The organism is Pseudomonas saxonica (assembly GCF_007858365.1).
Classification (GTDB): Bacteria; Pseudomonadota; Gammaproteobacteria; order Pseudomonadales; family Pseudomonadaceae; genus Aquipseudomonas; species Aquipseudomonas saxonica.
Genome location: NZ_VFIO01000008.1, coordinates 138558 through 160297 on the forward strand (window position 1 = coordinate 138558; position 21740 = coordinate 160297).

Annotated in this window: 19 protein-coding genes; 6 read left to right on the forward strand and 13 right to left on the reverse strand. The window is 54.7% G+C overall.

Going from position 1 to position 21740, the window contains the following annotated elements; translation table 11 throughout:
• Nucleotides 1–59: 59 nt before the first annotated feature.
• Entirely contained in the window at nucleotides 60–1931 is a 1872-nt protein-coding gene (locus tag FJD38_RS18640; protein ID WP_122786093.1) for a SurA N-terminal domain-containing protein, read from the forward strand.
• A 183-nt stretch (nucleotides 1932–2114) separates the two neighbouring features.
• On the opposite strand, the gene fabI is transcribed toward FJD38_RS18640, so the two are convergent.
• The 8 genes from fabI to gloB all read right to left on the reverse strand — a co-directional run bounded on the left by fabI (nucleotide 2115) and on the right by gloB (nucleotide 12738).
• Complete coding sequence (fabI, locus tag FJD38_RS18645) at nucleotides 2115–2909, reverse strand: enoyl-ACP reductase FabI (RefSeq protein ID WP_003441378.1); 795 nt, start codon at nucleotides 2907–2909, stop codon at nucleotides 2115–2117.
• Nucleotides 2910–2928: 19 nt separating this feature from the next.
• Nucleotides 2929–4539, reverse strand: coding sequence for an ABC transporter ATP-binding protein (locus FJD38_RS18650; protein ID WP_146386813.1), 1611 nt, complete (start codon nucleotides 4537–4539; stop codon nucleotides 2929–2931).
• Between the two features lies 1 nt (nucleotide 4540).
• A complete protein-coding gene (locus FJD38_RS18655; RefSeq protein WP_122786091.1) occupies nucleotides 4541–5560 on the reverse strand; it encodes an ABC transporter permease in 1020 nt (339 codons plus the stop codon).
• 1 nt (nucleotide 5561) lies between these two features.
• Nucleotides 5562–6635 (reverse strand): microcin C ABC transporter permease YejB, encoded by a 1074-nt coding sequence (locus FJD38_RS18660; protein ID WP_122786090.1) that lies wholly within the window; start codon nucleotides 6633–6635, stop codon nucleotides 5562–5564.
• Nucleotides 6636–8477: an extracellular solute-binding protein gene (locus tag FJD38_RS18665; protein ID WP_146386815.1), complete on the reverse strand. Its 1842-nt coding sequence runs from the start codon at nucleotides 8475–8477 to the stop codon at nucleotides 6636–6638.
• Entirely contained in the window at nucleotides 8474–10303 is a 1830-nt protein-coding gene (locus FJD38_RS18670) for an extracellular solute-binding protein (protein WP_146386817.1), read from the reverse strand. The genes FJD38_RS18665 and FJD38_RS18670 overlap by 4 nt, the downstream gene beginning before the upstream one ends.
• A 156-nt stretch (nucleotides 10304–10459) precedes the next feature.
• Complete coding sequence (locus FJD38_RS18675; RefSeq protein WP_122786087.1) at nucleotides 10460–11860, reverse strand: lytic transglycosylase domain-containing protein; 1401 nt, start codon at nucleotides 11858–11860, stop codon at nucleotides 10460–10462.
• 98 nt (nucleotides 11861–11958) lie between these two features.
• Nucleotides 11959–12738 carry a hydroxyacylglutathione hydrolase gene (gene gloB, locus FJD38_RS18680; protein WP_122786086.1) on the reverse strand — a complete coding sequence of 260 codons (780 nt, stop codon included), beginning with the start codon at nucleotides 12736–12738 and terminating at the stop codon, nucleotides 11959–11961.
• A gap of 73 nt (nucleotides 12739–12811) precedes the next feature.
• Here gloB and FJD38_RS18685 point away from each other — a divergent pair, with 73 nt between their 5' ends.
• From FJD38_RS18685 to FJD38_RS18700, 4 genes are all read left to right on the forward strand, one after another.
• Nucleotides 12812–13570 (forward strand): methyltransferase domain-containing protein, encoded by a 759-nt coding sequence (locus FJD38_RS18685; RefSeq protein ID WP_122786085.1) that lies wholly within the window; start codon nucleotides 12812–12814, stop codon nucleotides 13568–13570.
• An 86-nt stretch (nucleotides 13571–13656) separates the two neighbouring features.
• Nucleotides 13657–14109: a ribonuclease HI gene (gene rnhA, locus FJD38_RS18690; protein WP_122786084.1), complete on the forward strand. Its 453-nt coding sequence runs from the start codon at nucleotides 13657–13659 to the stop codon at nucleotides 14107–14109.
• Nucleotides 14102–14860: a DNA polymerase III subunit epsilon gene (gene dnaQ / locus FJD38_RS18695; RefSeq protein WP_146386819.1), complete on the forward strand. Its 759-nt coding sequence runs from the start codon at nucleotides 14102–14104 to the stop codon at nucleotides 14858–14860. Before rnhA ends, dnaQ begins: the two co-directional genes overlap by 8 nt.
• Before the next feature lie 48 nt (nucleotides 14861–14908).
• On the forward strand, nucleotides 14909–15472 hold the full coding sequence (locus tag FJD38_RS18700) for a GNAT family N-acetyltransferase (RefSeq protein ID WP_146386821.1): 564 nt from the start codon (nucleotides 14909–14911) through the stop codon (nucleotides 15470–15472).
• 7 nt (nucleotides 15473–15479) lie between these two features.
• On the opposite strand, the gene FJD38_RS18705 is transcribed toward FJD38_RS18700, so the two are convergent.
• The 4 genes from FJD38_RS18705 to FJD38_RS18720 form a co-directional block, all read right to left on the reverse strand.
• Nucleotides 15480–17684, reverse strand: a complete 2205-nt coding sequence (locus FJD38_RS18705; RefSeq protein WP_244302759.1) for a lipase family protein — start codon at nucleotides 17682–17684, stop codon at nucleotides 15480–15482.
• Between the two features lie 13 nt (nucleotides 17685–17697).
• On the reverse strand, nucleotides 17698–18471 hold the full coding sequence (locus tag FJD38_RS18710; protein WP_146386823.1) for a hypothetical protein: 774 nt from the start codon (nucleotides 18469–18471) through the stop codon (nucleotides 17698–17700).
• Nucleotides 18472–18831: 360 nt separating this feature from the next.
• Nucleotides 18832–19743, reverse strand: coding sequence for a LysR substrate-binding domain-containing protein (locus FJD38_RS18715; protein ID WP_146386825.1), 912 nt, complete (start codon nucleotides 19741–19743; stop codon nucleotides 18832–18834).
• 94 nt (nucleotides 19744–19837) lie between these two features.
• Nucleotides 19838–20059, reverse strand: a complete 222-nt coding sequence (locus FJD38_RS18720; protein ID WP_122786080.1) for a hypothetical protein — start codon at nucleotides 20057–20059, stop codon at nucleotides 19838–19840.
• 195 nt (nucleotides 20060–20254) lie between these two features.
• On the opposite strand from FJD38_RS18720, the gene FJD38_RS18725 reads away from it, so the two are divergent.
• The gene (locus FJD38_RS18725; protein WP_122786079.1) at nucleotides 20255–20815 is read left to right on the forward strand and encodes an NADPH-dependent FMN reductase; all 561 of its coding nucleotides are present in this window, start codon (nucleotides 20255–20257) and stop codon (nucleotides 20813–20815) included.
• A 55-nt stretch (nucleotides 20816–20870) separates the two neighbouring features.
• Here the strand turns inward: FJD38_RS18725 and phnX are convergent, their stop codons facing one another.
• On the reverse strand, nucleotides 20871–21698 hold the full coding sequence (gene phnX / locus FJD38_RS18730) for a phosphonoacetaldehyde hydrolase (protein ID WP_146386827.1): 828 nt from the start codon (nucleotides 21696–21698) through the stop codon (nucleotides 20871–20873).
• Between the last annotated feature and the right edge of the window lie 42 nt (nucleotides 21699–21740).

Below are 21740 nucleotides of genomic sequence, written 5' to 3' on the forward strand. Positions count from 1 at the left end.
TCCGGACTCTACCCACGCTCCACGGTTGCTCATTGTGCAAGACCGTTTCTGGGGGAAGCATGCTGCAAAATATCAGGGACAATTCACAAGGCTGGATTGCCAAGACCATCATCGGAGTCATCGTCGCGTTAATGGCGTTGACCGGTTTCGATGCCATTTTTCAAGCCACCTCAACCAGCAAGGATGCGGCCAAGGTTAACGGCGAAGAGATCACGCAAGTTGAGCTGAGTCAGGCTGTCGACATGCAACGTCGTCAGCTGATGCAACAGCTTGGCAAGGATTTCGATGCTTCACTGCTCGATGAAAAAATGCTGCGTGAAGCGGCCCTTAAAGGGTTGATTGATCGCAAGCTGCTGTTGCAGGGCGCTAATAACGCGAAGTTCTCCTTCTCTGAAGCGGCTCTGGATCAAGTGATCCTGCAGACGCCTGAGTTTCAGGAGAACGGTCAGTTCAGCCCTGAACGATTTGATCAGGTGATTCGTCAGCTGGGTTACGGTCGTCTGCAATTCCGCGAAATGCTGGGCCAGGAAATGCTGATCGGTCAACTGCGTGCCGGTTTGGCCGGCAGTGGGTTTGTGACCGATGAGCAAGTGAACGCTTTTGCCCGTCTCGATAAACAAACCCGTGATTTCGCCTCGCTGAACATCAAAGCCGACCCGGCTGCGGTGAAAGTGAGCGACGATGAAATCAAGGCGTATTACGACGAGCATGCCAAGGAATTCATGACGCCCGATCAGGTCGTGATCGACTACATCGAGTTGAAGAAGTCCTCCTTCTTTGATCAGGTAGCGGTCAAGGACGATGAGCTGCAAGCGCTTTATCAGAAGGAAATTGCCAACCTGGCTGAGCAACGCCGCGCTGCGCACATCCTGATTGAAGTCAATGACAAGGTCAGCGACGAACAAGCCAAAGCCAAGATCGCTGAGATTCAGCAGCGTCTGGCCAAGGGTGAAAGCTTCGAGGCCCTGGCCAAAGAGTTCTCGCAAGACCCGGGCTCTGCTGCCAATGGCGGTGATTTGGGCTTCGCTGGAACAGGTGTTTACGATCCTGTGTTTGAAGCAGCTGTTTATGCGTTGAAACAGGATCAGGTGTCGGAGCCGGTTCGCACCAGCTTTGGCTATCACCTGATCAAGTTGCTGGGCGTTGAAGCGCCTGAAGTACCAAGCTTTGCCAGCCTGAAAGACAAGCTGACGCGTGACTTGAAAACCCAGCAGGTTGAGCGCCTCTTTGTGGATGCGACCAAGCAGTTGGAAGACTCTGCGTTTGAAGCGTCTGACCTGGCTCAGCCGGCACAAGATCTCAAGTTGACCGTGCATACCTCCGAGCCGTTTGGTCGTCAGGGCGGCAAGGGCATTGCAGCTAATCGTGACGTCATCCAGGCTGCTTTCAGCACTGAGGTGATGGATGAGGGTGCCAACAGCACCGCGATCGAACTCGATCCTGAGACTGTCGTAGTGTTGCGTGTCAAAGAGCATCACAAGCCTGAGCAATTGCCTCTTGAAGCTGTGTCCGAAAGCATTCGTGCGCAATTGGTCAAGGAGCACGCCAGCTCGGCAGCGAAAACGCGTGCTGATGAAATCATCAAAGAGCTGCGCGATGGCAAGCTGCCGTTGAATCAGCCTGTTGATGGTCAGTCGTGGAAGGTTCAGGAAGCAGCTGCACGTGGGCAGGAGGGTATTGACCCGGCTGTACTGCAGGCGGTCTTCCGTATGCCTAAGCCTGTCGCCGCTGACAAGCCTACGTTTGCCAGTGTGACGTTGGCCGATGGCACCGTTGTTGTACTGCGCCTCAATGGCGTCAACGATGCTGCGAAGCCGACTGAAGAAGAGAAAGCAGACTACCGTCGCTATCTCTCCTCGCGTGCAGGTCAGCAAGATTTTGCCGCGTACCGCAAGCAGTTGGAAAACGAAGCCAAGGTTGAGCGCTACTAAGCGTTCTGCCTGCTTCACTAAAAATGGCCGCTCTTTGAGCGGCCATTTTTTTTGCATGCTTTTATCTTTTACCCTTATTCCTGTAGCAGGGACGAGGAGTAACAGTTTCACTGTCTGATAAATGCAAAACGCCCGGTGCATAGACTGCACCGGGCGTTTTGAGAAGCGGCTTTAACGAAGGGTTTACTCTTCGAGGCTGCCCATTGCGGTGGTGTTGAAACCGCCGTCTACGTACATGATTTCGCCGCTGATGCCCGATGCCAGATCGGAGCACAGGAAGGCGCCGGCATTGCCGACTTCGTCGATGGTGACGTTACGACGCAGTGGAGTCTGCGCTTCGTTGGCCGCCAGCATTTTACGGAAGTTCTTGATACCCGAAGCTGCGAGGGTACGGATCGGGCCAGCCGATACGCAGTTAACGCGAGTGCCCTCAGGGCCCAGGCTGCCTGCCAGATAACGTACGCCGGCTTCCAGGCTGGCTTTGGCCATACCCATGACGTTGTAGTTCGGCATGGTGCGCTCTGCGCCCAGGTAAGACAGGGTCAGCAGGCTGCCATTGCGGCCTTTCATCATTGGGCGGCCAGCTTTGGCCAGCGCCACGAAGCTGTAAGCGCTGATGTCGTGAGCGATGCGGAAACCTTCACGGGTAGTGGCGTCGGTGAAGTCACCGTCCAACTGGTCGCCCGGAGCGAAACCTACGGAGTGAACGATGCAGTCCAGGCCATCCCATTTTTTGCTCAGGTCTTCAAAGACCTTGGCGATTTCTTCATCGCTGGCAACGTCGCAAGGGAAGCACAGTTCAGGGTTTGAGCCCCAGCCTGCTGCGAACTCTTCTACGCGGCCTTTAAGCTTTTCGTTCTGATAAGTGAAAGCAAGTTCAGCGCCTTCACGGTGCATGGCGGCAGCAATGCCAGAAGCGATGGACAATTTGCTAGCGACACCGACGATCAGGACGCGCTTACCGGCGAGAAAACCCATGTGTTGTTCCTCTATCAGATTAATCGACAGCCACTGGTGCCAAATAGGCGGCTTCCAGCAGCTGTTGTGTATATGGATGTTGCGGTGAGGCAAAGATACTTTGCGCATCACCCTGTTCGACCACTTGGCCATGCTTGACCACCATCAACTGGTGGCTCAGCGCTTTGACGACAGCCAGGTCATGGCTGATAAACAAATACGTCAGGTTGTACTTGACTTGCAGTGAGCGTAAAAGCTCAACAACCTGGCGTTGTACGGTCCGGTCCAACGCTGAGGTTGGTTCGTCCAGCAGAATCAACGCCGGTTTTAAAACCAGTGCGCGGGCAATGGCGATTCGTTGCCGTTGCCCACCTGAAAACTCGTGAGGGTAGCGGTGCCGGGTTTCCGGATCCAGACCTACTTCTCGCAAGGCTTCAATAATTGCGGTTTCCTGCTCCTCGGCAGTGCCCATGCGGTGAATGCGCAAGCCTTCACCGACAATTTCGCTGACGCTCATGCGTGGGCTGAGGCTGCCAAACGGGTCTTGGAACACCACCTGCATTTCCCGACGTAAAGGTCGGACTTCTTGCTGAGACATGCAGTCTAGCCGTTTGTCCTCAAAACGGATCAAACCCTTGCTGGCAATTAAACGCAAAATCGCCAGGCCGAGTGTCGATTTGCCTGATCCGCTTTCCCCTACAATGCCCAGGGTCTGACCCTGACGCAGACTGAAGTTTATGCCGTCGACCGCCTTCACGTAATCAACGGTTTTACGCATCAGCCCTTTTTTTATCGGGAACCAGACTTTCAGGTCGTCGACCTCCAGCAATGTCGGCCCTGCCACGGTAGCGGCCGGGTCTCCGCTGGGCTCCGCATTCAGCAGCTCCTGTGTGTACGGATGCTGCGGTGAACGGAACAGCTGTTCACACGATGCTTGTTCGACGATTGAACCTCGCTGCATGACACATACTCGGTGCGCAATTCGTCTAACCAGGTTCAAATCGTGGGTGATCAGTAACAAGGACATGCCCAAGCGGGCTTGTAAATCCTTTAGCAAATCGAGGATTTTCAACTGCACCGTAACGTCCAGCGCAGTGGTCGGCTCGTCTGCGATCAACAGTTCCGGCTCGTTGGCCAAGGCCATCGCAATCATGACGCGTTGTCTCTGCCCGCCTGACAGCTCGTGTGGCAGCGCTTTAAGGCGTTTGTGAGGCTCAGGTATGCCCACCAGCTCAAGCAGCTCCAGGGTGCGCGCAGTGGCTTGCTTGCCGGTCAGCCCTTTGTGGATGCCCAGTACTTCGTTGATTTGTTTCTCAATTGAGTGCAGCGGGTTGAGCGAAGTCATGGGCTCTTGAAAAATCATGGCGATGCGATTGCCGCGAACATGCCGAAGCTTTTTCTCATTGAGGCTCAATAGATCCTGACCGTCATACAGGATGCTGCCCGTGGGATGGCGTGCCAGCGGGTAGGGCAGCAGGCGCAAAATCGAATGCGCGGTCACCGATTTACCTGAGCCGCTTTCGCCGACCAGCGCCAGGGTTTCACCTCGTTTGATGTCAAAGCTGATGCCTTTCACCACCCGATGTGGGTGTTCACCGCTGACAAACTCGACGGAGAGATCACGCACTTGAATCAGATTGTCCTGCGTCATCTCATTTCCTCGGGTCGAACGCATCGCGAGCGGACTCGCCGATAAACACCAACAGGCTGAGCATGATGGCCAGCACGGCAAAGGCGCTTATGCCCAGCCACGGCGCTTGCAGATTGGATTTGCCCTGTGCCACCAGTTCGCCCAATGACGGTGCTCCGGGTGGCAGGCCGAAGCCCAAAAAGTCCAGTGCGGTCAGGGTGCCAATGGCGCCGGTCAAAATAAAAGGCATAAAGGTCATGGTCGACACCATCGCGTTGGGCAGGATATGGCGGTACATAATGGCCATGTCTTTCATGCCCAGCGCTCGGGCGGCGCGCACGTATTCCAGGTTGCGGCCCCGCAGGAACTCGGCGCGTACCACATCGACCAGGCTCATCCATGAGAACAGCAACATGATTCCCAACAGCCACCAGAAGTTGGGTTGCACAAAGCTGGCGAGGATGATCAGCAGATACAGCACCGGTAACCCGGACCATATTTCCAGAAAGCGTTGACCGGCCAGGTCGACCCAGCCTCCGTAGAAACCCTGAAGTGCCCCGGCAATCACGCCAATTATTGAACTGAGCACTGTTAACGTCAGAGCGAACAGAATAGATATTCGGAAACCGTAAATAACCCGTGCGAGTACATCCCGGCCCTGATCGTCAGTGCCCAGCCAGTTTTCGGCAGAAGGCGGGGCAGGGGCCGGGACTTTCAGGTCGTAGTTGATGCTCTGATAGCTGTACGGGATGGGCGGCCACAGAACCCAGGCGTCTTTTTTGGCGAGCAGTTCACGAATGTACGGGCTTTTGTAGTTGGCTTCGAGTGGGAACTCGCCGCCAAAGTCTGTCTCCGGGTAACGTTTAAGGGCCGGGAAAAACCATTCGCCTTCGTAGTGGATAACCAGGGGTTTGTCGTTGGCGATCAGTTCTGCACCGAGGCTCAGCCCGAACAGCACAAGAAAGATCCATAACGACCACCAGCCGCGTCTGTTGGCTTTAAAACGTTCGAAACGTCGTCGATTGAGGGGGGACAATTTCATCTCAATGCTTCCTGCTTTCGAAGTCGATACGCGGGTCTACCAAGGTGTAAGAAAGGTCGCCGATCAATTTCACGATCAGGCCGACCAGCGTAAAAATAAACAAGGTGCCAAATACCACCGGGTAATCGCGATTGATTGCAGCTTCAAAACTCATGAGGCCTAAACCGTCCAGGGAGAAAATCACCTCGACCAGCAAAGAGCCGGTGAAGAAAATCCCGATAAAGGCGGAAGGGAAACCTGCAATCACCAGCAGCATGGCGTTGCGAAATACATGCCCATACAGGACACGGTGATTGGTCAGTCCTTTGGCTTTGGCGGTGACCACGTATTGTTTGTTGATCTCATCCAGAAAGCTGTTTTTGGTCAGCAGGGTCATGGTGGCAAAGTTGCCGATCACCAGCGCCGTGACAGGCAATACCAAGTGCCAGAAATAGTCGAGAATCTTTCCGGTCAGGCTCAATTCGTCAAAGTTGTTGGAGGTCAGACCGCGCAGTGGAAACCAGTCCAGGTAACTGCCGCCGGCAAACACCACAATCAACAGGATGGCGAACAGGAATGCCGGGATCGCATAGCCCACTATGATCGCCGAGCTGGTCCAGACGTCAAAGCGGCTGCCGTGTCGTGTGGCTTTGGCAATGCCCAGCGGAATCGACACCAGGTACATGATCAGCGTGCTCCACAAACCCAGCGAGATGGATACAGGCATCTTCTCCTTGATCAGGTCGATCACCTTGGCATCCCGGAAAAAGCTCTCGCCGAAGTCCAGTTGCGCGTAGTTCTTGATCATGATCCACAAGCGTTCCGGTGCCGATTTGTCGAAGCCATACATCTTTTCGATTTCTTTGATCAGCTCCGGATCCAGCCCTTGTGCGCCCCGGTAATTGGCCCCCGCCACCGAGACTTCGGAGCCGCCGCCGGCAATACGGCTGGTGGCGCCATCAAAGCCTTCGAGTTTGGCAATCATCTGCTCAACCGGGCCGCCCGGTGCGGCCTGAATGATGATGAAGTTAATCAGTAGAATCCCGAACAAGGTCGGAATGATCAGCAGCAGTCGCCTGATGATATAAGCCAGCATTTAAGGCTCCTGGCTCGCGCTTTCAGGTTGAGGGGGTTTCGCAGGTTGTGAATCCGGTTTCGCCCACCAGGTATCGGTACCGATGTCGTACTTGGGCGTGATCTCGGGATGACCGATGTGGCTGGAATAAGCTACGCGCCAGGTCTTGATGTGCCAGTTGGGAATCACGTAGAAGCCCCATTGCAGTACGCGGTCGAGTGCGCGGGCATGGTTGATCAGGCTTTGTCGGGATTCGGCATTGATCAGGCCTTCAGTCAATTGATCAATGGCCGGGTCTTTGAGGCCGATGAAGTTTCGACTGCCGGGCTTGTCGACACTCTGCGACTCCCAGTATTCACGTTGTTCGCTACCGGGTGAATTTGATTGCGGGAAGCTGCCTACAATCATGTCGTAATCGCGCGAACGCAGACGGTTGAGGTATTGAGAGGTGTCGACCCGGCGAATTTGCAGGTCAATACCCAGGTCGCTGAGGTTGCGTTTGTAGGGCAGCAGGATTCGCTCGAACTCGGTTTGCGCCAACAGGAACTCGATTTTCACCGGTTTGCCCTGTGCATCGACCATTTTGTCATCGACGATGCGCCAGCCGGCCTCTTGCAAGAGTTGATAAGCACGACGTTGCTGGTCACGGATCATGCCGCTGGCGTCGGTGACATTGGGTTTGAAAGCCTCAGTGAACACTTGGTCAGGGACCTGCCCGCGCAAAGGTTCCAGAATCGCCAGCTCTGCTTCGCTGGGCGGTGCCTTGGCAGCCATTTCCGAATTTTCAAAATAACTGCCGGTGCGTGCGTAAGCGCCGCTGAACAGTTGCTTATTGGCCCACTCAAAGTCGAACAACAGGCTAAGCGCTTCACGCACCCGCACATCCTGGAACATCGGCTTGCGCAGGTTGAACACAAAACCCTGCATGCCGGTCGGGTTGTGATTGCGGATTTCTTCTTTTTTCAAGCGACCTTGGGTAAATGCAGGCGCGTTGTAGGCGCTGGCCCAATTTTTGGCGCTGATTTCTAGCCAATAATCAAACTGCCCGGCCTTGAGTGCCTCAAAGGCCACGCTGTTGTCGCGAAAGTAATCGACGGTGATCGTGTCAAAGTTGTACAGGCCCTTGTTGATAGGCAGGTCTTTGCCCCAGTAATCCTTGTTGCGCTCATACCGAATAAAGCGTCCAGGCTTGATCTCGGTGATGGTGTATGGGCCGCTGCCCACCGGCACTTCAAGGCTGCCCTTGGCAAAGTCGCGCGTTTCCCACCAGTGCTTGGGTAGCACAGGAAGCTGGCCTAGAATTAACGGTAATTCGCGATTTTTGGTGTGCTTGAAGGTGAATTTCACCTGCAGTGGGGTTTCTGCGATGGCTTGATCGACGTCGCTGTAATAGCCCTTGAACAGGGGCGAGCCATTTTTCATGAGGGTGTCAAAGCTGAAGACAACGTCTTCGGCGCGGATTGGATGGCCATCGTTGAACTTGGCTTCTGGGCGCAGGTAAAAACGCACCCAACTGTTGTCAGGGGCTTTTTCGATTTTTTCAGCGATCAGACCATAGGCGGTGAATGGCTCATCCAGGGTTTGCCGTGCCAGGGTGTCGAACGTTAATGAAATATCGTCGGCCGGCACGCCCTTGTTGATAAACGGATTGAGGCTGTCAAAGCTGCCCAGCGATGATTTTCGAAAGGTTCCGCCCTTGGGTGCATCCGGGTTGACGTAATCGACATGCTTAAAGTTGGCCGGGTATTTGGGCGGCTCATCGTAGAGTGTCAACGCATGCTGCGGGGCCGCCAGTGCCGCACAGGCAAGGCTGGCCAGTAGCAGGCCACTCAACGGCTTGAGTAACGTACGCAAGGGCATCATTGGGTTTTCTCCGTAGTCTTTAGCCACCACGCACTGAGGCCTAATGTATAGGGGGGCGTAGTCACGAAGGCGAGCCGGTTGCGGTACGCCAGGCGGTGATAATTCAGATACCAGTTAGGGATGCTGTAGTGCTGCCAGAGCAGGACGCGATCCAGCGCCCGGCCCGCGGCCAATTGTTCTTCGCGGGTTTGTGCAGCCAGCAGGCGTTCAAGCAGTTGATCGACGACCGGATTCGCAACCCCTGCATAATTTTTGCTGCCCTTGACGTTGGCCTGGCTTGAGTGGAAGTACTGCCACTGTTCAAGCCCGGGGCTTAAGGTTTGGTCGAGGGTCATCAGGATCATGTCGAAGTCGAACTGATCCAGCCGCTGTTTGTACTGGGCGCGATCCACGGTACGCAGCCGTGCATCGATGCCAATACTGGCCAGGTTTTCAACGTAAGGCTGCAATATGCGCTCAAGGTTGGGATTTACCAGCAGTATTTCGAAACGCAACGGGTTGCCGTCGCTGTCGAGCAAGCGTTGCTGTGACAGCTTCCAGCCGCCTTCACTCAGTAGTTGCAGGGCATGGCGCAGGGTTTCACGGGGGATGCCCTGACCTTCGGTACGCGGCAAGGCAAATGCCTGGGTGAAGAGTTCGGGCGGCAGTTGGCTACGCCATGGCGACAGCATTAACCACTCGTGACCTTGGGCTAGGCCGCTGGCCGAGAATTCACTGTTGGGGTAATAGCTGAGGGCGCGCTTATAGGCACCGTTGAACAGCGCACGGTTGGTCCATTCAAAGTCAAACATCAAGCCCAGCGCTTCGCGGACTTTTGTCTGCGCAAAGGTGCTGCGTCGGCTATTCATAAACAGCCCTTGGGTTTGAGTCGGAATCTGGTGAGTGATTTCAGCTTTTATGACCTCTCCCCGGCGCACGGCCGGGAAGTTATAGCCATTGGCCCAGTTCTTGGCCTGATGCTCGATATAGATGTCGAACTCACCCGCCTTGAACGCTTCGAACGCCACGTCGCTGTCGCGATAGAACTCAACTTCGACACGGTTGAAGTTATATTTGCCACGATTGACCGGCAAATGGGCACCCCACCAGTTTTTAACATGTTCAAAAACCAGCTGTCGCCCCGGAGTGACCTTGGTAATACGGTAAGGCCCGCTGCCTAGCGGTGGCTCAAACGTAGTGGCTTTGAAGTCACGCGTTGCCCAGTAGTGCTGGGGCAGAACCGGTAATTCGCCCAACCGTAAAATCAACAGCGGGTTGCCCGAGCGTTTGAATACAAAGCGAATGCGCTTGGGCCCCAGAATGTCCACGCGCTGAACTTCTTGAAGGTTGGTCCGGTATTGAGGATGACCTTCTTTGAGAAGGAGATTGTATGAAAAGGCGACGTCGTAGGCGGTAATCGGTGCGCCATCATGGAACTTCGCTTCAGGACGTAAGTTAAATACCACCCAACTGCGGTCCTCGTTGTATTCGACCGATTGTGCGATCAGGCCATAGCTGGAGGTCGGTTCGTCACCTGAGGGGGCGTACTGTCCGGTGCCGGCCATCAGGGTTTCGTTAAGCTCGTTGACCCCGTATTGCAGGAAATTGGCAGTCGAAACCGGGCTTGTGCCTTTAAAGGTATAGGGGTTGAGTGTGTCAAAGGTGCCAAACGCCATGACTTTCAACGTCCCGCCTTTTGGGGCGTCGGGGTTCACCCAGTCGAAATGGGTAAAGGTGGCCGGGTACTTGAGTGTGCCGAACTGCGCATAGCCGTGGCTTTCGCTGATGGCAGCGCTTGCGGGAAAGCTCAAGGCCAGGCTGATGAATAGCGGGAGGAGGGGACGCATCAAGGCAGAGATCCGATCCAGGCATTGGGCTTAGGGTTTCCGTACAGTAACAGCTTGTATCTGTAGGAAAAAGGCTGCACTGGAAAGCACTACGGGTAAGTAGCGTCCTGCTTGTTAGTAGGACTCTACTTACCCGTGGCGGGCCCAACTTTCGGCTTAGCGCGGTTTGGATACCGTCAGCATTTGTCCGGGCTTAAGGGCTTTGGCACTGTTCGGATTCCAGCGTTTGAGGTGTTGCATCTCAACGTTAAATCGCTTGGCAACGATGTACAGCGAGTCGCCTTTTTTAACTTTGTACCGTGTAGGTTTTTTGGCCGTTGGCTTGCGTGTGTCTTGCATGACCAGAATCTGGCCGGCCTTGAGGTTGTTGCCGCTGAGTTTGTTCCAGTGTTGCAAGTCTTTGACGTTGACCTTGTTGGCTTTCGCAATCAGGGTCAGGTTGTCGCCGCTTTTAACCCGGTACTTGCGGTTCAATCGCGCGGTCGATGTGCTTACAACTTTGTCGAACACCGGTTTGTTGGGGCGCAGACTGACTAGCTGGTCGGAGCTGAGGTTGGACAGGCTGGCCGTTAGCAGTTGGGCTTTGGCCGTGGGTACCAGCAAAAGCTGTGGCCCCTCGGTGGTTGCACGTTGTTTGTAGGCCGGGTTGAGTTGAAACATCTCGTCTTCATCGATCTCGGCCAGCGCAGCGACGCGCGACAAGTCCATCGATTGTTTGATTTCTACTGTTTCAAAGTAGGGTTCGTTGGCAATCGGGTTCAAGTTGATGCCATAGGCTTCAGGGGCCAGAACCACTTGGGAGAGTGCCAGTAACTTGGGGACATAATCTTTGGTTTCCTGCGGCAAAGGCAGGTTCCAGTAGTCAGTCGGCAAGCCAAGTTTTTCGTTGCGTTCAATGGCTCGGCTGACTGTGCCTTCGCCTGCATTGTAGGCTGCCAGCGCCAGCAACCAGTCACCGTTAAACATGTCGTGCAGGCGGTTCAGGTAGTCCAGAGCGGCGATTGTCGAGGCGGTAATATCACGACGGCCATCGTAGGCGCGGGTCTGGCGCAAATTGAAGTAGCGCCCTGTTGAGGGGATGAACTGCCATAACCCGACGGCATTGGCGTGGGAGTAAGCCAGCGGATTGTAGGCGCTTTCAATAGCCGGCAGTAAGGCCAGCTCCAGCGGCATGTTGCGTTCTTCGAGGCGCTCAACGATGTAGTGGATATAGAGGCTGCCGCGTTCGCCGGCATTTTCGAGAAAAGATGGGTTGCTGGCAAACCAAAGGCGCTGCTGTTCGATGCGGGGGTTAACGTTCTGGCCATCTTGCAATTTGAAACCCTGACGCATCCGTTCCCATACATCTTGTGGCGCAACGGGGCTCGGTTTGGAGCTGAGCCAGAGGGGCTCTTGAGGAATACGTTTGGTGATTTTGAGACTGGCCCGTTCGGAGGGTTGGGCCGAGTGATCCATGGATTGGCAGCCCGCGAGGGTGGCGGACACAGCTACCGCGATGGCTTTAACCAAGCGCGTCAATGCATCTGAATTAATGGAGTTACCTTTGAATGATGACATTGGCTAAAGAAAAGTTCGGGCAAAAATGTCGGGCGATTCTAGAAAGCAGGTGGGGCGCGGTCAACTGTTCAGAATTTCAGGGTTAACCGCGAGCTTGATCAGAACTTATCTTTCCAGCTTCGCAAGCTGGCAAATACCGCACTGGGCGAGTTGTTGTTGCGCTTATTCCATTCGTCAGCTTTTTCTTTAACAGATGTTTCGGTAACCCGAAGAAACGGATTTGTGCGTAATTCGAGTGCAATAGAAGAAGGCAGGCTGATACGACCCTGATCTCGCCATTGTTGGACTTGCAAGGTTCGGGCTGCAATATCTGTATTGGTGGGTTCTACCGCTTGGGCAAAGCGCAGATTGCTCAGCGTGTATTCGTGCGCGCAGAACACTGCAGTTTGCGGTGGCAACGCCGCCAGGCGGCTAAGCGAGTGATGCATTTGCTCGGGAGTGCCCTCGAACAGTCGCCCACAACCTGCCGCAAACAAGGTGTCGCCGCAGAAGAGTAAGGGGGGCGACGCATCGTGGTGGTAATAGGCGATATGACCCAGTGTGTGGCCCGGAACGAGCAGTACGTCGAACTTAAGGCCCAGCACTTCTATAGCATCATTGTCATTGAGCGCCACTTGTCGGCCCGCAATGTTCTCAAGTGCCGGCCCCCAGACCTTCGCGTTAGTGTGTTCAAGCAGCGGCAAAACCCCGCCCACATGGTCGGCGTGGTGGTGAGTGATCAGGATGTCACTGAGCTCCCAGCCCGGATGTTGGGCCAGCCAGTCCAGAACAGGGGCGGCGTCACCCGGATCGACCACGGCGCAACGTTGATTCGTTGTGTCTTGTAACAACCAGATGTAGTTGTCGCTGAAGGCGGGCAGGGCGTCGATCTGTAACATGGCGCAATTCCAATGTCTGAAACAAAGGCGCATCTTAGGTCCTGTGATACCCACATGGCGAGTTGGAGGAGCAATGACCGATAAAGTATTGGCTCAGGCCGATCCGGAATGGCTGGCGCTGATCAGTTCGGCGCGGGAATGGTTGTCTGGCCCCCACGGGCAATTGCTGCTCGAAGATGAGCAGCGGGTGCTGGAGGACGAACTGGGGCGGTTTTTCGGCGGTTATCTGGTGCATTACGGCCCGGGTGCCGACACCCCGCCCAAGGCCCCTCAAGTACAGCGTAATGTGCGTTTGGGGGCGCCGCTGCCCGGCGTCGAAATCATCTGTGAAGAGCAGGCCTGGCCTTTATGTGAGCATGCTGCCGATGTCGTGGTGTTGCAGCATGGCCTGGATTTTTGCCTGTCACCCCATGGCTTGTTGCGTGAAGCGGCCAGTAGTGTGCGACCTGGCGGGCATTTGTTGATTGTGGGCATAAACCCTTGGAGCAGTTGGGGCCTGAGGCATGTTTTTGCCAAGGATGCGCTGTCCAGGGCGCGTTGTATTTCGCCTTCTCGGGTCGCTGACTGGCTGAATTTGCTGGGCTTTGCGCTGGAGAAACGTCGCTTCGGGTGCTATCGTCCGCCGCTGGCATCTGCTGCCTGGCAAAGCCGTTTGGCGGGCTGGGAGCGCAAGGCGGGAAGCTGGCAATTGGCCGGTGGCGGCTTCTATGTATTGGTTGCGCGCAAAATAGTGGTGGGCCTGCGTCCGGTCAACCCGATGCGCCGCGAGCCGATGGGCAAGCTGATTCCGCTGCCGATGGCCAAGGTCACTCGGCGTCATACTGAACCCTAATTTCATGTCGGGTCGAATTCACTCGGCCCCGGGTGCTGCTGATCCTTGATTGGCAGGCCGTAGCAGCCTTTTCTGGAAAGTTTGTAATGAGCAATAGTGTTGAAATGTTCACCGATGGTGCCTGCAAGGGTAATCCCGGCCCCGGGGGTTGGGGGGCTTTGCTGGTGTGTCAGGGCGTCGAGAAAGAGCTGTGGGGCGGTGAACCTAACACCACCAATAACCGTATGGAGCTGATGGCAGCCATTCGTGGCCTTGAGGAACTCAAGCGTCCGTGCGAAGTGTTACTGGTAACCGACTCGCAGTACGTGATGAAAGGCATCACAGAGTGGATGGTCAACTGGAAAAAACGCGGCTGGAAAACCGCCGCCAAAGAACCGGTTAAAAATGCCGATTTGTGGAAAATGCTCGATGAGCAAGTCAATCGTCATACCGTGAAGTGGGAGTGGGTGCGCGGTCATATCGGCCATTACGGCAACGAGCGCGCAGACCAGTTGGCCAACCGCGGTGTGGACGAAATGAGGGGCATCAAGCATGCGTAGCGTTGTACTCGATACCGAAACCACCGGTATGCCGGTTACCGACGGCCACCGGGTCATCGAGATCGGTTGCGTCGAGTTGATGGGCCGTCGCCTGACAGGCAGGCACTTCCACGTGTACCTGCAGCCTGACCGCGAAAGCGACGAGGGTGCGATTGGCGTTCACGGTATTACCAATGAGTTTCTGGTGGGTAAACCGCGATTTGCCGAAGTGGCCGACGAGTTTTTTGATTTCATCAAAGGCGCGCAACTGATCATTCATAACGCTGCGTTTGACGTGGGCTTTCTGAATAACGAATTTGCCCTGATCGGTCAGACCGACCGCGCTGACCTCACTCAGCACTGCACCATCCTCGACACGTTGATGATGGCCCGAGCGCGACACCCAGGGCAGCGCAACAGCCTGGATGCGTTGTGCAAACGCTATGGTGTAGACAACTCGGGCCGTGAACTGCACGGCGCTTTGCTCGACTCCGAGATTCTGGCAGACGTTTACCTGACCATGACGGGCGGCCAGACCAGCCTGTCGCTGGCGGGTAACGCCTCTGACGGTAATGGTTCTGGCGAGGGCTCGGGCAATCAGGCCACCGAAATTCGTCGCTTGGCGGCCGATCGTCAGCCAGGCCGGATCATTCGTGCAAGCGATGCGGAGCTGGCAGAGCACGCGGCACGTCTCGAAGTGATTGCAAAATCGGCGGGTGCGCCTTCGTTATGGGCTCAACTTCTCGAAGCCAAAGGGCAAACGTTGCAATAGCCTTGAGCTGAATCCAGGGCAGTGTTTGGCGACAGAAAAGGATTGTTCATGTACCTCGTTATGCACCCTAAGGACCCTGAGGTTTCAGTACGGCTTGCAGATGAAGGGTTTGCCCCCTATGTGTGGGGCAACGATTTCAGCTTTGATGTGAAAGCGTATGCACAGGTTGATCAGGGTAAAAAGGTCGAACATTGGCCCTTGGAGATGATCACCCCTTACCGCAAGTGCTACGGCATAGACCCTGATGAATTTGCGGCTTACCTCGGTGGTTCAGACAGCGCGATTTTCATGGCTTATCTGGACAATCAGGCGGTGGGGCATGTGGTGGTCAGCACCAACTGGAATGGCTTTGCCCATGTTGATGAATTGGCTGTTGCGGCCCGTGCCCGCCGCCATGGCGTGGCCAAGTCATTGCTGGATGTGGTCAAGTTCTGGAGCCTTAAGAAAAACCTTCCCGGCATCATGCTTGAGACCCAAAACAACAACATTGGCGCTTGTCGCTTGTATGAGCGTTGTGGGTATCAGGTGGGCGGTATTGATGGTTTACGCTACCGAGGCATTGATCCGCAGACTCGCGAGGTGGCGATTTTTTGGTATTTATTGTTCGAGTGAACGCGCACTAACCTAAATCCAGAATGTCGCCGGTAAAACAGCCCGTTATAGTTTCAGCGTTAAGCAGCGGGTCTTTCAGCGAGGAGAACCTGAACATCTCTTTACGGGGTTCTGGCAGCATCGCCAGTTGTTCGGTGCGGTGGTTTTCAGTGTGAGCCAGCCAGCGTTCCACGCACTCATTGAGGTGCTCGGGCTGCTCGGCAAAGTGTCCGTATACATCGGCGCCGGTCACCGGTTTAAGGCTCAAGGGGTACAAGCGTTTGACGGTGTGGGTGATGTTTTCGACTTCTTTTATCAGCCGCAAATTCATGTCTTTGTGCGCCTCCCGGTATTTGTCCGGGCGATTTTGTGAGTCTTTAAAAGCGGCGCGCAAGTCGCGCTGGATCTGCTCAAGCCCACGGGATACGAAGGTGTATTCAACTCTGGTTACCAGCGGGTTTTGGGTTTCCAGAGCCTCCATGTAGCGCTTCAATGCGGCCCAGCAGCGCGGGATGTAACTGTCGACCATATAGTGCTGAGCCATGTCGAATAGCTGGCGCAAAAAAGTGCCGCGCTCGGGCAACCCGTCTTTGTAGCCTACGGCCACACTGCACACCGCGTGCTGGACGGCGGTATCGCACAGCGGTTGCCACATGATGTGCGAGACCGTGCCCTGACCAAAATCCACCGGCATAAAGTGACGCAACGTGCCGTGATGCTGATAGGGCTCGCCGGTCAGATTGGCCAACCCTGCGGCGAACAATGAAAGGCCGGCAGGCGCATTGGCAAAGGCCAAAACCGCGCCGGAGCCGTAAACGGCACTTTTGGTGTTCATCCAGGTGGCCGGAACACTGGGGATCGGGTCGTTATGGTTAACCATGCGGTGATGAACCAAGGACGCGGCGGCGTTGATAAAGGTGGCATCGGCGGCACGGGGCGCGCCGTAGGTGTAGAGGAGCACGTCGTAGTCGAACCCCTTACGGCAAAGCAACATTTGCGAGAGCAGTAACGCAATCGCTCCGCCAAGGCTGTGGCCACAGATCAAAACTTTTTGGCCGGTGTGAAATCTGTCGAGGTACTTCAAGATGAAAGTCGATGCTACTTTCGCCGCTTCATAAAACCCGCGATGCACCTTGCCTTCTCCTTCTTCGAAGGGCACTTGAAGGGCATCGGCATCGCGCAAGAAGTCCGGCGCGGCACTGGTGCCGCGTACAGCAATCAGGATGATGCTGTGGTTATGGGTTACGAAGGCTTGGGTGTCCGTGCCCTCTCGGCCTTCTTGGGTGTCATCCAGAAAATGAATGCTGGCAGGGTTTTCTTGAATCGGCCCCAATAACGGATTGTTGGGCGGGTATAAGGCTGGGTCGAAAGGTACGATCTCCAGTCGCTCGGAGTAAGGCACCTCTTCATAGAATGGGTAGTAGGGTTGGGTTTGCTCCGGGTTGACTTGCCAGTTCTCCATGAAGGCAGCCAGCTTGTCCCCAAACCAGTTACCCACGCTCGGTTCATGCTTAAAGCTGACGCGGGGTGTGGTCACGGGTTGCTCGTCAGGTTCCTGGCCGAAGGGGCAGTAACTCAAGGTGGCCATCAGAGCCAGTTGATACAGATTAAGCGCGCAAAACTCAGGTGTTGTCGAAAGCAGGGGGCGCAAGGCCCGTAAGGGCCGCACTTCAAGCACCGTCAGGCGCTGCGGCGCGATACAGACACCTTGGGTGCCAAATCTGCCCATGAGCCGACGATCCGCCACGTTCAACGGGAAGTGGCACTGTACCTTAGGCGGCAGGTGGGACACATGCTTGACCAGCTGACGAACCTCGACCTGGCAGTATTCATCTGTACCGCTGATGGATAAAGGTTTTACATGGGTGCGTGAACCGTCTTTTTTAAAGTAACGAGTCTGCTCAGCTCTGACTTGTAGCTCGGTAATCGGAAGGGGATAGTGCTCTCGTCCCATCAGGTTTGTATAAGTTTCAATGGTTCCGTGATAGGCCGTGTTGAATGTAAGTGCGATGGCCCCTGCGCAATGATTTTTTACTTCGCCTGTGCCGTTAGCATTTAAAAAACCTTTGTACTTTAGGTCTTCTGAATCTGTAACTTCGAAAGCAAGTCCGGCATAGGGCTCGCCTGAACCGAACTCATCGACTAATTGAAAGCGGGTTGTCTTTCCCATTGCTGGGCAGGCTAAAACGCGATCTTTAAAGTTGATGTTTTTCAGGCTGTCTTGGATGCTCATTTGTTAGCCCTTTTTATTCTGTGCAGCCAGGGTAAATGGTGCACTGTTTTCCGTCAGGCATCATGAAGCTACTGAAGTCTTTATAGTTTCCGTAGCAGAACGCAGATTGATCTTTAAAAGATTTCCCCATGCAGCGTTTCCAGCCATTCGGCACCTTTACCCACGTGTCTTTCATATAGGGTCTCTCATCAGTGTTCAACGTTATTATTATTTTGACAGTCTTTCCCGGCAGTTGGTCGAACGTATAACCCGCGACAGGACGACCTGTATTCAGAGTGCCGCTGGCATCGGCGTCTTTACAGTCGAGTATTTTGACGATGCGGCGTTTACCTCCTGACGTTCTAAATAACCATTCGCACTGTCCATAAAAAGCGCTTTCATTTTGCTGGTTGAATTTCTCTCTGTATTCATCGGGTAATTCTTCACGTATTACTAGATTTGCACTGTCGCTTCCAAAATCGCCAAAGTCATCTCCATACTTTCCGTAGAGTTCCACTATTAGCCGACTAATCACCAGCGGGCACCCACTGACGGTGCGGTATAACGCAACAATCGACTCGTTTTTGTAATCTTTTGGCCAATGGCGGTTGTATCCCACCCGCGTGTTTTTACCTCCCGGTACGCTGCAGGTTTCGCCTTTTGCAGGGACATAGACAGCAGAGGCTCGATAATAAAAATTCGGCGGTAAATCAGCGGTAAAGGTGAATGTCTCGGACTTTCCTAACGTGCAACCAGCCAACAATGCTGCGCTGGTCAATGCACCCAGAACTTTGAGTGTCCGGTTCATGAGTGCCCCTTGTCGCCCATAAACCACAGGGTCAGCAAGGCATGTGAACATCCTTGAATATTCAGGCTGAAATAAAGTTGGCCAAGTTAAGGAGGGCATGCTGGTTCATCCCTTAAGTTAAGGTTGAACGCTAACTCATGGGCCATTACCTGAGCTGTAAGAAAATTCTGAAATTTAATTAAAAGTTCGAGCTGATTCAGAATCGATCGTTCAGCGCTGCAAAAATGAAGGTTGTGCAGGCTGCTTCTACTTCTTCGGGCACGGGTTTGCCGCTCACCGAAATAGCTTATATTCGGCAGCCATCGAAGCCTTGCGCTGATCGACAGCGACTATGGGTTGGTGTTTGCCATCATTCGCATGTCAAAGCGTTACCAGCCCCTGATCGGCCAGCAAGCTTTCTGCCTTTTGCCCTGCGATGTCCAGCAAGGCTGACAGGGCGGGGCTGATAACCCTGTCTTTGCGTGTCAGTGCATACAGGGTCACCGGTATGGCGGGTGACAGCGGGCAAACATCCAGCCCATTGTTCTTAGCGCCTACGGCAGTAAACGGGTCAACCAGTGCCAGCCCTTCGCCCGCTTCTACCATGCTGCGTACCATTTGATAGCTCTGGACCCGAATGTTGATCGCCGGCACGGGGTGCAAGGCGTGCAGTTTGCTATCGAGCAAACGGCTCAGGGGATCGGGCTCAAGCAAGCCGATCATCGATTGCCCGGCCAGATCGTGCAGGGCAATGTACTTTTTCTTGGGGGATAACCAACCATGGGGGGCCAGCAGCTGTACTTTGCCGTGAGCCAGTGTGTGATGGTCGATGCCCGCATGCTCGCAGGTATGGAGGCTAAAACCGACATCGGCTTCATCCATCAGCAGGCGGCGTACCATTTCAGTCAGTGGCTGACTGCTTAGGGTCGTTGGGGTATCAGGAAAACGGCGTCTTAACGCAGCGATGTTTTGAGGCAGTAAGGGTTGCGTCAATGTCTCGCTACAGACCACGCGCAATGGCGCTTCCATAGGTTGACGCAATGCATCGCCAAGCCTGCGCAAAGGTTCGAAATCCAGATAAAGCTGGTTGGCAAGGGGTTGTAACTGAAGGGTTTCACGGGTGGCTTGAAGCCGGCCGCGGACATTGGCGAACAGCATGAGGCCGAGCTGTTGCTCGGCCTCTTGCAGCGTGGCGCTGACGGTGGCTATCGGCAATTGCAGCAACTCGCCGGCATGGGCGAGGCTGCCCGTTTGCAAAATAGCCTGAATCACTTCGATATGGCGTAAGCGCATGCGTGAAGTCCATGTTCAGCAGATGAGGTTTCAGCGTTGCGAAGCCTGACCCAAGTCTCATCCTGTGACTTCAGCGCTATGCCGGACAAACTGGTTAAGCCGTGATCACTGGAGCCGGGTCACGAATCAGGCTAACGCCCGATTGAACCAGTTCGTAATGATCCTCATCGATCTTTTTGACACGATCGCCAATGGCCAATTTGTAGGTTGTTGCGGGTTGTTCACCTGTCGCTTCGGTATTTTCGAACTCATGCACGGAATAGACACGACCTTCCGCGTCTCTTGCATGAAATTGCCCAACTAGAACTGCCGCCATTTGTAGAGAACCTCTGGAGATAAACACCCAATTTGCGGTTCTGTAGACCGTTGATCAGTAGGGGAAGTTTAGCCATGTGAAAAAAATAGTCTGGCTACTTTACAGGCTTGTGGGCTGATCGGGTGAATTGGGGTGCAAGAAATGCGTCCGATCATCTATAACTAACGTCCTACAACCACAGACTAGGTGTATTTCATGAGCAAGGTCTACAGCGTGGCCGTATTGGTCGGCAGTTTGAGAAAGGATTCCATCAATCGCAAAGTCGCCCTTGCGCTGGCTGAACTGGCACCGCCCTCTCTGAAACTGCACATCGTCGAAATTGGCGAGTTGGCGTTGTATAACGAAGACATTGATGTCACGCCACCACCAGCGGCTTACACCGCCTTTCGTGATCAGTTACGCAGCGCCGATGCCGTTCTTTTTGTGACGCCCGAATACAACCGTTCCGTGCCAGCTGCGTTAAAAAACGCCATTGATGTGGGCTCTCGCCCTTATGGGCAAAGCGTTTTCGGTGGTAAGCCGGGTGCTGTGATCAGCGTTTCGCCGGGGGCAATCGGCGGCTTTGGGGCTAACCATCATTTACGCCAATCGTTGGTGTTTCTCGATGTGCCGTGCATGCAGCAGCCAGAAGCTTATTTGGGCGGTGCAGGTGCAGCCTTTGACGAATCAGGCAAATTGTCAGAGAAAACCCGCCCGTTTCTACAAAAATTCATCGACGAATTCGCCCAGTGGGTTGAGCGCCAGCATAAGGGCTGAGGGGCCTGCTACAAGCTGTGGGCTTTGAACTTGCAGCGTGTAGCGGCCCTTTAAGTCAACTGCTCTGTGGCATTTCGCCATTGCTGAGCCGGTTGTTGATGTCGGCAATCACCCGTGGCAGATCGGTGATGGTGTCGATCAAATAGTGCGGTCGAGAGCTTTGGAACAGCGCATGGATGCGCTTGCGCTCTGCGATCAGCGTCTGGGCATCCAGCGCCTGGTACTGCTCGTAGGTGAGCCCCAGTGCGTTGCCGGAGAACACCAGTGCCACAGTCCACATGCCAGCACGGCGTCCTTCGAGGATGCCTGGCGCGGTGTCATCGACTTTGACGCAGGCACCCACGTCATCAATGCCCAGTGTGATCACATTGGCCAATGCTTGAGCGGGCCAGGGGCGACCATTCGGTACTTCGTCGGTGGCCACGACGTGATCGGCCATGTAGCCGTTAGTAGCCGCCAACTCGACGACTTTTGCCATCACTTGTGCCGGATAACCCGAGCACGAACCTATTTTGATGCCTTGTTCACGCAGTGCCGCGATGGTTTCCAGTGCGCCGGGAATCAGTGCCGAGTGCTCGGCTATTTTTTCGATCTGCAGCGGCATAAAGCGCTCGTAGATCGCGGTGACGTCGGCGTCTGTCGGCGCACGGCCGAATACTTTTTTATAGCGCTCGGTAATCTGCGGCTGGTCACAAAGGGTTCGAATGTGGTCCCACTTGCCCATGCCCATGGGGCCTCGTGCTTCTTCAATAGAAACCTGCACATCGAATTCGGCAAAGGCTTCGACAAAAATCTGTGTCGGTGCAAACGAGCCAAAATCGACCACAGTACCCGCCCAGTCGAGGATGGCAGCTTGAAGCTTGCTGGGGTTCGTGTAGTTCATGTCGGTAAGTCCTGTGTGAGCGGGCTGTGCTGTTCGGAAAAA